Origin of the sequence: Enterobacter cloacae complex sp.6700776 (assembly GCF_048284255.1) — a bacterium.
Classification (GTDB): Bacteria; Pseudomonadota; Gammaproteobacteria; order Enterobacterales; family Enterobacteriaceae; genus Enterobacter; species Enterobacter intestinihominis.
The window spans coordinates 24,133-37,168 of sequence record NZ_JBLVYK010000017.1; the positions used below are offsets into that span (position 1 = coordinate 24,133).

Here is a 13,036-nt window from a genome sequence, read left to right on the forward strand (position 1 = left end):
CCAGAAGCAGGATCTAACATGTCTTCCATCGTCGATACACCTTATTCAACGCTGTCCCAGCCTAAATCGGGCTGGCAACTGTTTAAAAGCCTGGCATCGGGTTCCCTCACGCCGGGGCTGGCGTGGCAAAATCCGGCCTATCGACGTAAGTTTATGTTGCGCTCGCTGGCAACGCCGTTCACCACTGCGCGCCTGCTCGGAAACCTTGCAAAACAGCCCCGTCTGATGCAGATCCTGCGCGTGCAGCCCGGCCTGCCGTGCCGCCTGCACCGACCGTGGCTGACCGTCAATATGGGCCGTCAGAATACGCTGGACGCATTGGACAATCACTATCAGATGATGAGCCGCCATCTTCCGGCGTCACTGCTGAACGGCTACCTTTCCAGCCAGGGCATCACGCTGGTGACGTTAACGGGCAAAGAGGAGCAGCAGTTTAGCGTTCGCCTGAGCGCGGATGCGTTTCTGGACAAAGAAGGGGAAGCGACCCTCACTTTTTGTGACCACCAGAACACGGTGCTGGCCGAGCTGACCTTTACGCTGTGCAAATACCAGGGCAAGTCAACGCTCTTCATCGGCGGAATGCAGGGGGCGAAAGCGCATGTCCCGCACGAGCACATTCAGCTGGCGACCAAAGCCTGTCACGGACTGTTCCCAAAACGTCTGCTGGTTGAAGCGGTCATGACGCTGGCAGGCGCCTTCCCCGTCGAGCAGATCCTCGCGGTGAGTAACGCCACCCACATCTACCGCAGCTGGCGCTATCGCAAGAAAAAAGAGGGAAAATTGCTGGCTGACTATGACAGCTTCTGGCGCTCCCTTGGCGGACAGCAGCAGGAGAACGGCAACTTTGCCCTGCCACTGACCATGCCACGCAAACCGATGGAAGAGATTGCGAGTAAAAAACGGTCCGAGTACCGCCGCCGCTATATCCTGCTTGATAGCCTGCTCCAACAGGTATCGCAGGCGACTGCCCGTTAATCGGCTCTCCCGCGTGCCAGCCAGAGGACGCGGGAGAACATTTTACGCAGCAGCGTGGGCACCGACTCCACGCCCCGCCTGCCCGCTTCCGTCGCGACTTCAATGGCCAAATCCGGTTTTGACGACCGATGGATAGCTTTGGCAATCACCCTACGCATATTCATGGGCACATCCACCGGGATCATCGCCACGCGGTGAAAGACATCGTCAAATCCCTGGCGGTACATAAAGTGCTCCATGTCCATCGCGGGCAGCGTGGTCAGATGTTCCCGCTCCTCTTCACGATCGTTATTGAGCAGGCCACGCACGGTCGCCGCATATTTTTTACCCGCCTCATCGCCATCCACCAGCACGTGCCACTCTATCCCCATCCGGCGCGCAAATTTGATCAGCGGCTTTAAGCCAGACTGAGCAAATTCGATCACTTTGATCCCTTCGGCATCAAAGTGGTGCCCGCACTGGCGCGCCAGCTCGTTTATCACCCAGGTTTCAGTTTCACCTTCCACCAGTAACCAGCAGCGGGCAAACAGGGAAGAGGCTCGGTTAAAACGGATATGAAACGCAATGCGCCGGCCATCTTCGGCATTTAACCCGCCGGGCCCGAGCCGGTAGGCGGTGACCCGCGAGGATTCACGCACCAGGCGGCAGACATACTCCACCGGCGTCAGGGAGAGCAGCTCGCCGGAATTCGTGGTGGTGACACGCTGCAACGGCAGCAGATTAAGAAGATGCCACGCCACGGAAAGCATAATCGGGTGCAGCCGCGTTTCCGGATCTTCCACCAGCAGCAGCGGGCGCGCGTCCCGATCCAGGCGCACCGTCCCTTTCGCCTGTAACAGCGTGGAGAATAATCCCAGCAGGATCACCCGATGCGTGCGCCCGCTGGGGCGGTCAATCATGCGGTTGATAATATCGAGATAGCGCCAGCTTCGTTGCTCGTCGTGCGAGCGGCGGCGCATCAGGCGGTGGCGCGCCTGCCCCGTTCCCTGCTCAGAGAAGTAGTGCTCCAGCAGTTGCACCATGGCAGACAGCCCCTGACGGATCTGGCCGTCGGTGAGGTTCTGCGGCCGTGAGACCAGTTCACGGGCGAGGAAATCCAGTTCGCGGGCGGTTACTTCCACCTCGGGCATATTCGGCACGGCGCCGTTACGGATCCGCCGCATAAAGCGCGCGTCTCGTAAGCGCAACACGGGGGAGAGGCGGATCAGATGGCGGGCAAGCTCGTCAATATTATCGAGCGGGATCGGATTCCCCTTCTCATCAAGGAATTCACGCAGGGTTAATACCCCGTCGTTTTGCGCCATTTCGCCCTCAAGGCGATAGAAAATACGCTGGAACCCATCTTCACAGGGCACCCAGCAGGGCGACATAGGGCGAAAACGACGCACGCGATGGCGTCCGGGCTCGTATTCGCGGAAGGTCAGAATGATATGCAGGTGTTTCTCGCGCCCGTTGACATCCCCCGGCGGAAACCAGAAGTCATCATGGACGAAGTGGTACAAGTTCTCTTCAGGCGAAAGCAGCAGCGTCAGGGCATCCAGCAGGCTGGATTTACCCCAGGCGTTTTCGCCTATCAGGACGTTGTTCTGTTCCAGTTGCAGCGACAGGCGGTTAATCCCGCGAAACCCGACAATCTCCACACGTTCGAGTAGCATACATCCCCCGCAATTCGGCCACTTTTTCCTTCAAGTTATCAGCAGTATAGCGGCAGGCTGTAGGTCACGACAGCAGAATATACGCCCCCTTAATTATTGGGCTATGCTCTAATTACCTCCGTTCTGAACAAGGATTGACATCACATTGCCTTAAATCAAATTTAGTGAATTTATTTGAGTGGCGAAGGGATGTTGATGGTTTCAAAATACTGGCTCTTTGAGTCGTCATCCCTTTATGGCGATATAACCCGCGCGCAGGAATGGGCGCGGACGTTTATTATTGAGGTGGTTATGTTCAGAAAATTAGCGGCAGAATGCTTTGGTACATTCTGGCTGGTGTTTGGTGGTTGCGGTAGTGCAGTACTCGCAGCCGCATTTCCGGAATTAGGTATTGGATTTGTCGGCGTCGCGCTGGCATTCGGTTTAACCGTATTAACCATGGCATTCGCCGTGGGGCATATTTCCGGCGGTCATTTCAACCCGGCCGTCACGTTAGGTTTATGGGCGGGCGGACGTTTCCCGGCGAAAGATATTATTGGCTATATTATTGCCCAGGTTATTGGCGGTATTATTGCCGCGGCGGTGTTGTACGTCATTGCCAGCGGAAAAGCCGGGTTTGACGCCGCGGCCAGCGGATTTGCGTCAAACGGCTTCGGCGAACACTCTCCAGGCGGCTACTCAATGCTGTCTGCTATCGTGATTGAAATTGTGCTCACCGCAGGTTTCCTGTTGGTGATCCACGGCGCAACGGACAAATACGCGCCTGCGGGCTTTGCCCCCATTGCTATTGGTCTGGCGCTGACGCTTATCCACCTGATCTCCATCCCGGTGACCAATACCTCCGTTAACCCGGCACGCAGCACTGCGGTGGCTATTTTCCAGGGCGGCTGGGCGCTTGAACAGCTGTGGCTGTTCTGGGTGATGCCAATTATTGGTGGTATTCTGGGCGGCGTGCTGTATCGCACCCTGCTGGAAAAACGCGATTAATTAAGTGCGGCCTGTAATGTCGGGTGGCGCTAAAGCTTACCCGACCTACGTGAGTGTGCACTTTGTAGGCCGGGTAAGGCGCAGCCGCCACCCGGCTTTCTTTTGCCGCTTTACTGTACAGCCTTTATTGGGTAGTGTCTCTGGCGCTTAAATGATACTCAAAAGGACCGGCTGTTCATGTTCTCAGGACTCCTCATCATTCTTCTGCCCCTGATTGTGGGCTACCTTATTCCGCTGCGTCATGAATCGGCCTTAAAGCTTATTAATCGTTTTCTCAGCTGGATTGTTTACGTCATTCTGTTCTTTATGGGGATCAGCCTGGCCTTCCTGGATAATCTGGCGACGAACTTGCTTTCCATCCTGCATTATTCTGCGGTTACGGTAGTGGTTATTCTGCTGTGCAATATTGCCGCGCTGTTCTGGCTTGAACGCACTATTCCCTGGAAAAATCACCATCATCAGGAAAAGCTTCCCTCCCGAATTGCGATGGCGCTGGAATCATTAAAGCTGTGCGGCGTGGTGGTGCTCGGTTTTTTACTGGGGCTAACCGGATGGGCTTTTTTACAGCACGCTACGGAAGCCAGCGAATATACGCTGATTTTCCTGCTCTTCCTGATCGGTATTCAGTTGCGAAATAATGGCATGACGCTGAAGCAGATTGTCCTTAACCGCCGGGGCATGATGGTTGCCGTTATCGTTGTGGCCAGCTCAATGGCGGGGGGAGTGATTAACGCCTTTATTCTCGATCTGCCGCTGAAAACCAGCCTGGCGATGGCATCCGGTTTTGGCTGGTATTCGCTCTCCGGTATTCTGCTGACCGAATCGTTTGGTCCGGTGATCGGCAGCGCCGCCTTCTTTAACGATCTGGCGCGCGAGCTGATAGCCATCATGCTGATCCCCGGCCTGGTACGCCGCAGCCGCTCTACCGCGCTGGGCCTGTGCGGGGCCACCTCAATGGACTTTACCCTGCCGGTGTTACAGCGCTCGGGAGGTCTGGAGATGGTTCCTGCCGCTATTGTACACGGCTTTATTCTGAGCCTGCTGGTCCCCATTCTGATGGCGTTCTTCTCAGCCTGATACTGCTTTGGCGGTAGTGAACCTGCCGCCAAAATTGCGCTAAATCAATAACCCTCCACTTAGTATAAGAAAGCACTTTTCTCCGTTGTGGCACAGGCATAACCTTAAACATGTATCTCAAATATAACTTTAACAGGTGTGATTATGTTTTGTGTGCAATGTGAACAAACCATCCGTACCCCGGCAGGCAACGGCTGCTCTTACGCGCAGGGTATGTGCGGCAAAACCGCAGAAACGTCCGATCTCCAGGACCTGCTGATTGCGGCGCTGCAAGGCTTATCCGCCTGGGCCTTCAAGGCCCGTGAATATGGCCTTGTCGATCACTATGTCGACAGCTTTGCGCCGCGCGCATTTTTCTCCACGCTGACTAACGTTAACTTCGATTCTCCACGCATTGTGGGCTATGCCCGCGAAGCGATTGCCCTGCGTGAAGCCCTGAAAGCGCAATGCCTGAATGCCGACGCCAGCGCCCGCGTGGACAACCCGATGGCGGAACTACAGCTGGTGAGCGACGACCTGGGCGAGCTACAGCGTCAGGCCGCCGAATTTACTCCCAATAAAGACAAAGCGGCGATTGGCGAGAACATCCTCGGCCTGCGCCTGCTGTGCCTGTACGGTCTGAAAGGTGCTGCGGCGTATATGGAGCACGCGCACGTACTCGGCCAGTACGACAACGACATTTATGCCCAGTACCACAAAATCATGGCATGGCTGGGCACCTGGCCTTCCGACATGAACGCCCTGCTGGAATGCTCGATGGAAATCGGCCAGATGAACTTCAAAGTGATGAGCATTCTGGATGCCGGTGAAACCAGCACCTACGGCCACCCAACGCCGACGCAGGTCAACGTCAAAGCGACCGAAGGTAAATGCATCCTGATCTCCGGCCACGACCTGAAAGATCTCTACAACCTGCTGAAGCAGACCGAAGGCACCGGCGTTAACGTTTATACCCACGGCGAAATGTTGCCCGCGCACGGCTACCCGGAACTGCGTAAATTTAAGCATCTGATCGGTAACTACGGCAGCGGCTGGCAGAACCAGCAGGTGGAGTTCGCCCGCTTCCCTGGCCCAATCGTCATGACCTCTAACTGCATCATCGACCCTACCGTGGGCGCGTATGACGACCGTATCTGGACCCGCAGCATCGTCGGCTGGCCGGGCGTGAGCCACCTTGAAGGCGATGATTTCGGTCCGGTTATCGCGCAGGCGCAGCAGATGGCAGGCTTCCCGTACAGCGAAATTCCGCACCTCATCACCGTCGGTTTTGGCCGTGAGACCCTGCTGGGTGCGGCGGATTCCCTGATTGACCTCGTCAGCCGTGAAAAACTGCGTCACATCTTCCTGATCGGCGGCTGTGACGGCGCGCGCGGGGAACGTAACTATTTCACCGATTTCGCCACCCGCGTTCCGGAAGACTGTCTGATCCTGACCCTGGCCTGCGGTAAATACCGTTTCAACAAGCTGGACTTCGGCAACATCGAAGGTCTGCCACGCCTGGTGGATGCTGGTCAGTGTAACGATGCGTATTCAGCCATCATTCTGGCGGTCACGCTGGCAGAGAAACTGGGCTGCGGCGTGAACGATCTGCCGCTGTCGCTGGTGCTCTCCTGGTTCGAGCAGAAAGCGATCGTTATTCTGTTGACCCTGCTCTCTCTCGGCGTGACCAACATCGTCACCGGGCCGACCGCGCCAGGCTTCCTGACGCCGGACCTGCTGGCCATCCTGAACGAGAAATTTGGTCTGCGTTCCGTGACCAACGTTGAAGATGATATGAAGCAACTGCTGAGCGCGTAAGGAGTAACTCATGACCATGCCAACCTCACAATGTCCGTGGCGGATGCAGGTTCATCACATCCAACAGGAGACGCCGGATGTGTGGACACTGTCGCTGCTGTGCCATGACTACTACCCGTACCGCGCAGGTCAGTATGCGCTAGTGAGTGTGCGTAATTCGGCGGATACCCTGCGCGCCTACACGATCTCCTCCACGCCGGGCGTGAGCGAATACATAACGCTCACCGTCCGTCGTATTGATGACGGCGCAGGCTCCCGGTGGCTGACCCGTGACGTGAAGCGCGGGGATTACATCTGGCTGTCTGACGCGCAGGGCGAGTTCACCTGTGACGACAAGAAGGAAGACAAATTCCTGCTTCTGGCGGCAGGCTGTGGCGTAACGCCGATTATGTCGATGCGCCGCTGGCTGGCGAAATACCGTCCTCAGGCCGACGTGCAGGTGATCTTTAGCGTGCGTTCCCCGGAAGATGTGATTTTTGCCGAGGAATGGCGAAATTATCCGGTGACCCTGGTGGCTGAGCACAACGCGACGCACGGTTTTGTAGCGGGGCGTCTGAGCCGCGAAATGTTGCAAAGCGTGCCGGACATTGCGGATCGTACCGTGATGACCTGCGGCCCGGCGCCGTACATGGAGATCGTGGAGAAAGAAGTGAAAGCGCTCGGCGTGACCCGCTTCTTTAAAGAGCAGTTCTTCACGCCTGTAGCGGCAGCGGCGACCAGCGGGATGAAGTTCACGAAGCTGCAACCGGCGCAGACCTTCTTTGGTCGCGTGGGCACCACGCTGCTTGAAGCGCTCGAAAGCAATAACGTGCCGGTAGCGGCAGCCTGTCGCGCGGGTGTGTGCGGCTGCTGTAAGACGAAGGTGGTTTCCGGTGAATACACCGTCACCAGCACCATGACGCTGACCGATGCGGAAATTGCAGAGGGTTACGTGTTGGCGTGTTCATGCCATCCGCAGGGAGACCTGGTGCTGGCATAATCTGGCGCAGTGCCCCCATTTGTTGCCGGGTGGTACTGCGTTTACCCGGCCTACTTTGTACATGTTGGCTCTTCGTAGGCCCGGTAAGCGTTAGCGCCACCGGGCTTTTTGCCGGGTGACACTGCGTTTACCCGGCTTACGTTGTGCCTACTGCCTGTGCGTATGGAATACCAGGCAGCCAATACAGTGACTTTCTTCTAAGCTTGTAAGCGATATCACATAAAGGAGAAGGACCACCATGAAACAAACCGTGGCTGCATACATAGCGAAAACCCTGGAGCAGGCTGGCGTAAAGCGTATCTGGGGCGTCACCGGCGATTCGCTGAACGGACTCAGCGACAGCCTCAACAAGATGAAGACCATTGAATGGATGCCCACCCGCCATGAAGAGGTCGCCGCCTTTGCCGCGGGTGCCGAAGCGCAGCTCACGGGCGAACTCGCCGTCTGTGCAGGTTCCTGCGGGCCGGGAAACCTGCACCTTATCAACGGTCTTTTCGACTGTCACCGCAACCATGTTCCGGTGCTGGCGATTGCCGCACATATTCCGTCATCCGAAATCGGCAGCGGCTATTTTCAGGAGACGCATCCTCAGGAGCTGTTCCGTGAATGCAGCCACTACTGCGAGCTGGTCTCGTCGCCGGAGCAGATCCCACAGGTGCTGGCGATAGCCATGCGTAAGGCGATCCTGAATCGCGGGGTTTCGGTGGTTGTGCTGCCGGGGGACGTGGCGCTGAAGGCTGCACCTGAAACCGCCACCACCCACTGGTACTCTGCGCCACAGCCAACCATTACCCCTGCGGATGAAGAGCTTAAAAAGCTGGCGCAACTGCTGCGATACTCCAGCAATATCGCCCTGATGTGCGGCAGCGGCTGTGCTGGCGCGCATAAAGAGCTGGTGGAATTTGCCGCTAAGCTGAAGGCGCCAGTTGTGCACGCCCTGCGCGGGAAAGAGCACGTTGAATACGATAACCCGTACGATGTGGGCATGACCGGGCTGATCGGTTTTTCCAGCGGCTTCCATACCATGATGAACGCCGATACGCTGATCCTGCTCGGCACCCAGTTCCCGTACCGCGCGTTCTACCCGACGGATGCGAAAATTATCCAGATCGACATTAATCCCGGTAGCATCGGCGCGCACAGCAAGGTGGATATGGCGCTTATCGGCGATATTAAATCCACCCTCGCCGCCCTCCTGCCGCTGCTGGAAGAAAAAACGGACCGCAAATTCCTCGATAAAGCCCTGAGCGACTATCGCGATGCGCGTAAGGGGCTGGACGATCTCGCCAAACCGAGCGAAAAAGCGATCCACCCGCAGTATCTGGCGCAGCAGATCAGCCACTTCGCCGACGACGATGCCATCTTCACCTGCGACGTGGGTACGCCCACCGTCTGGGCCGCGCGCTATCTGAAAATGAACGGCAAACGACGCCTGCTTGGCTCGTTCAACCATGGCTCAATGGCCAACGCCATGCCGCAGGCGCTGGGCGCAAAAGCGACGGCACCGGAACGTCAGGTGGTGGCGATGTGCGGCGACGGCGGGTTCAGTATGCTGATGGGGGATTTCCTGTCGGTGGCGCAGATGAAGCTTCCGCTGAAAATCGTGGTCTTTAACAACAGCGTGCTGGGCTTTGTGGCGATGGAGATGAAGGCCGGAGGCTACCTCACGGACGGCACCGAGCTGCACGACACCAACTTCGCCCGCATCGCCGAAGCCTGCGGTATCACCGGTATTCGGGTGGAGAAAGCCTCAGAGGTGGACGAAGCCCTGCAACGTGCCTTCGCCATCGACGGCCCGGTGCTGGTGGATGTGGTGGTCGCCAAAGAAGAGCTGGCAATCCCGCCTCAAATCAAGCTGGAACAGGCTAAAGGTTTTAGCCTCTACATGCTGCGCGCCATCATCAGCGGGCGCGGTGACGAAGTGATCGAACTGGCAAAAACCAACTGGCTCAGGTAAAACATTTCACAAGACCTCTTAAATGAAAGGGATGTGAAATGATTGATTTACGTAGTGATACCGTTACCCGTCCGGGCCGCGCCATGCTCGAAGAGATGATGGCCGCCCCGGTCGGGGACGACGTCTACGGCGATGACCCGACGGTCAACGAACTCCAGCGCTATGCGGCCGAGCTGAGCGGTAAAGAGGCTGCCCTGTTCCTGCCCACCGGCACGCAGGCTAACCTGGTGGCGCTGCTGAGCCACTGCGAGCGCGGCGAAGAGTATATCGTCGGCCAGGGGGCGCATAACTACCTGTACGAAGCCGGCGGCGCGGCGGTGCTTGGCAGCATTCAGCCGCAGCCGATCGATGCCGCGCCGGACGGTACGCTGCCGCTGGACAAAGTCGCGGCAAAAATCAAAGCCGATGATATTCACTTCGCCCGCACTAAACTGCTGAGCCTCGAAAACACCCATAACGGTAAAGTCCTGCCGCGCGAATACCTGAAAGCGGCATGGGATTTTACCCGCGAGCGCAAGCTCGGCCTGCACGTTGACGGCGCACGTATCTTCAACGCCGTGGTGGAGTACGGCTGCGAGCTGAAAGAGATCACCCAATATTGCGACTCGTTCACCATTTGCCTCTCTAAAGGGCTGGGCACGCCGGTAGGTTCCCTGCTGGTTGGCAGCGCGGACTACATCAGACGCGCCAACCGCTGGCGCAAAATGACCGGCGGCGGGATGCGTCAGGCGGGTATTCTGGCGGCTGCCGGACTGTACGCCCTGAAAAATAACGTGTCACGCCTGAAAGACGATCACGACAATGCGGCGTGGATGGCAGCGCAGCTGCGTGAAATCGGCGCTGATGTCATGCGTCATGACACCAACATGCTGTTTGTCCGCGTCGGCGATGAGCATGCTGCCGCGCTGGGCGAATTTATGAAAGCCCGAGGCGTGCTGATCAACGCCTCCCCGGTCGTGCGACTGGTGATGCATCTTGACGTTAACCGCGAGCAGTTGACCGAGGTGGTGAAACACTGGCAGGCGTTTTTACAGCGTTAAGGAGCATACCGTGCCGCAACGTATTCTGGTGCTCGGTGCCAGCGGGTATATCGGTCAGCATCTGACCACTGCGTTAAGCCAGCAGGGGCACCAGGTGCTGGCAGTGGCACGCAACACGGAACGCCTGCAAAAACTTCATTTGCCTGGCGTGACGTGTCACAACGTTGACCTTAACTGGCCGAAAGCGCTTCCTGCGCTGCTGGAAGGGGTCGATACGCTTTACTACCTTGTTCACAGCATGGGCGAAGGCGGCGATTTTATCGCCCACGAGCGTCAGGTGGCGATGAATGTACGTGATACGCTGCTGCAAACGCCGGTAAAGCAGGTGATCTTTCTAAGCTCGCTTCAGGCGCCTGAGAACGAGCAGTCAGACCATCTGCGCGCCCGGCAACTGACGGCAGAGACATTGCGAAGCGCCCGTATCCCCGTCACCGAACTGCGGGCAGGGATCATCGTCGGCGCGGGTTCCGCCGCGTTCGAAGTGATGCGCGATATGGTCTACAACCTGCCTGTGCTGACACCGCCGCGCTGGGTACGCTCGCGCACCACGCCCATTGCGCTGGAGAATTTACTCCACTATCTGGTGGCATTGCTGGATCATCCGGCGGCGGCGCATCGCGTGCTGGAGGCGGCTGGCCCGGAAGTGTTGAGTTATCAGGCGCAGTTCGAACATTTTATGCGGGTGAGTGGCCGCCGCCGCTGGCTGGTGCCCGTCCCCTTTCCGACCCGCTGGATTTCGGTGTGGTTTTTGAATGTGATCACCTCCGTGCCGCCGACGACTGCCAAAGCGCTTATACAGGGACTGAAACACGATCTGCTGGCGGACGATCGTGAACTGCGTGCCTTGATCCCTCAGGAATTGATCCCCTTCGACGATGCCGTACGCAATACGCTGAAAGAAGAAGAGAAGCTGGTGAACTCCAGCGACTGGGGCTACGATGCGCAGGCGTTTGCCCGCTGGCGGCCCGAGTACGGCTATTACCCAAAACAGGCGGGCTGTACGGTAAAAACCACTGCCAGCCTCTCAGCGCTGTGGGACGTTGTGAACCAGATCGGCGGCAAAGAGCGCTATTTCTTCGGCAATATCCTCTGGCAAACGCGCGGCGCGCTGGATCTGCTGGTGGGTCACCGGCTGGCAAAAGGCCGTCCTGCCGCCCCGTATCTGAACGTGGGCGATACGGTCGACAGCTGGAAGGTGATCATCGTTGAGCCGGAAAAACAGCTGGCGCTGCTGTTTGGCATGAAGGCACCGGGGCTGGGGCGGCTCTGCTTCACCCTTAAAGACAAAGGCGATCACCGCGAGCTGGACGTTCGGGCGTGGTGGCACCCGCACGGAATGCCCGGGCTGTTCTACTGGCTGCTGATGATCCCGGCACACCTGTTTATCTTCCGCGGAATGGCGAAAAGGATTGCGCAACTGGCAGAAGAAAAGCGGGAAAGTAATTAAATAAAACCCTTTTTCTTTCACCTTTCCCATTGCAACACATCGTAATTCACGAAAGAATGCGCACGAAATTCTTTTCAACACAGTGGATTGTTATGAAGGTACTGGTTACCGGGGCGACCAGCGGCTTAGGCCGAAATGCGGTCGAATTTCTGCGCAACAAAGGCATCAGCGTGAGGGCCACCGGTCGCAACGAGGCGATGGGCAAGCTCTTGCAAAAAATGGGCGCTGAGTTTGTCCATGCCGACCTGACGGAGCTGGTCTCCTCTCAGGCCAAGGTGATGCTCGCCGGTATCGATACGCTGTGGCACTGCTCCAGTTTTACCTCCCCGTGGGGTACCCAGGAAGCCTTCGATCTCGCCAACGTGCGCGCCACGCGCCGTCTGGGCGAATGGGCCGTCGCCTGGGGCGTGCGTAACTTTATTCATATCTCTTCCCCGTCGCTCTATTTTGATTATCACCATCATCGTGATATTCAGGAAGATTTCCGCCCTGCGCGCTTTGCCTGTGAATTTGCCCGCAGTAAAGCGGCTGGCGAAGAGGTGATCGACCTGCTGGCCCAGTCAAATCCGCACACCCGCTTTACCGTGCTGCGACCACAGAGCCTGTTTGGGCCGCACGACAAAGTCTTTATCCCGCGACTGGCCCAGATGATGCACCATTACGGCAGCGTGCTGTTACCGCGCGGCGGCGATGCGCTGGTAGACATGACCTATTACGAAAATGCCGTTCACGCCATGTGGCTGGCGAGCCAGCCGGAGTGCGATAAGCTGGTGTCGGGCCGCGCCTATAACATTACCAACGGCGAACCCTGTACCCTGCGCAGCATTGTGCAAAGGCTGATTGATGAGTTAAAAATCGACTGCCGGATCCGTTCTGTTCCCTACCCGATGCTGGACATGATTGCCCGCAGCATGGAGCGCTTTGGCAGTAAATCGGCGAAAGAGCCTGCGCTGACGCATTACGGTGTGTCGAAGCTCAACTTTGATTTTACGCTGGATATTTCTCGGGCGGAGAACGAGCTGGGGTATAAACCGATTATCTCGCTCGATGAAGGGATAGTGCGTACGGCGGCGTGGTTGCGGGATCACGGGAAGTTACACCGGTAAGCGTTCCAGCCTCATG

General features: G+C 57.4%; 10 protein-coding genes. 9 read left to right on the forward strand and 1 reads right to left on the reverse strand.

Annotated elements, in window-relative coordinates; all coding sequences use genetic code 11:
* The first annotated feature begins 18 nt into the window (after window positions 1–18).
* Window positions 19–975, forward strand: a complete 957-nt coding sequence (locus tag ACNQ0T_RS18905) for a VirK/YbjX family protein (protein WP_063138164.1) — start codon at window positions 19–21, stop codon at window positions 973–975.
* Here the strand turns inward: ACNQ0T_RS18905 and ACNQ0T_RS18910 are convergent.
* A complete protein-coding gene (locus ACNQ0T_RS18910) occupies window positions 972–2,630 on the reverse strand; it encodes an ATP-dependent endonuclease (RefSeq protein WP_417930319.1) in 1,659 nt (552 codons plus the stop codon). The genes ACNQ0T_RS18905 and ACNQ0T_RS18910 overlap by 4 nt on opposite strands.
* Before the next feature lie 291 nt (window positions 2,631–2,921).
* Here ACNQ0T_RS18910 and aqpZ point away from each other — a divergent pair, with 291 nt between their 5' ends.
* From aqpZ to ACNQ0T_RS18950, 8 genes are all read left to right on the forward strand, one after another.
* Window positions 2,922–3,617 (forward strand): aquaporin Z, encoded by a 696-nt coding sequence (gene aqpZ / locus ACNQ0T_RS18915; RefSeq protein WP_026080729.1) that lies wholly within the window; start codon window positions 2,922–2,924, stop codon window positions 3,615–3,617.
* 177 nt (window positions 3,618–3,794) lie between these two features.
* Complete coding sequence (locus ACNQ0T_RS18920) at window positions 3,795–4,694, forward strand: lysine exporter LysO family protein (protein ID WP_022647606.1); 900 nt, start codon at window positions 3,795–3,797, stop codon at window positions 4,692–4,694.
* Window positions 4,695–4,838: 144 nt separating this feature from the next.
* Window positions 4,839–6,491 (forward strand): hydroxylamine reductase, encoded by a 1,653-nt coding sequence (hcp, locus tag ACNQ0T_RS18925; RefSeq protein ID WP_023299708.1) that lies wholly within the window; start codon window positions 4,839–4,841, stop codon window positions 6,489–6,491.
* Between the two features lie 10 nt (window positions 6,492–6,501).
* Entirely contained in the window at window positions 6,502–7,470 is a 969-nt protein-coding gene (gene hcr, locus ACNQ0T_RS18930) for an NADH oxidoreductase (RefSeq protein WP_023299707.1), read from the forward strand.
* Between the two features lie 238 nt (window positions 7,471–7,708).
* Window positions 7,709–9,427, forward strand: a complete 1,719-nt coding sequence (gene poxB / locus ACNQ0T_RS18935) for a ubiquinone-dependent pyruvate dehydrogenase (RefSeq protein ID WP_023305792.1) — start codon at window positions 7,709–7,711, stop codon at window positions 9,425–9,427.
* Window positions 9,428–9,465: 38 nt separating this feature from the next.
* Entirely contained in the window at window positions 9,466–10,467 is a 1,002-nt protein-coding gene (gene ltaE / locus ACNQ0T_RS18940) for a low-specificity L-threonine aldolase (RefSeq protein WP_063148385.1), read from the forward strand.
* A gap of 10 nt (window positions 10,468–10,477) precedes the next feature.
* On the forward strand, window positions 10,478–11,914 hold the full coding sequence (locus ACNQ0T_RS18945) for an SDR family oxidoreductase (RefSeq protein ID WP_045623357.1): 1,437 nt from the start codon (window positions 10,478–10,480) through the stop codon (window positions 11,912–11,914).
* A gap of 92 nt (window positions 11,915–12,006) precedes the next feature.
* Window positions 12,007–13,020 carry an NAD-dependent epimerase/dehydratase family protein gene (locus ACNQ0T_RS18950; RefSeq protein ID WP_022647600.1) on the forward strand — a complete coding sequence of 338 codons (1,014 nt, stop codon included), beginning with the start codon at window positions 12,007–12,009 and terminating at the stop codon, window positions 13,018–13,020.
* Window positions 13,021–13,036: the final 16 nt, after the last annotated feature.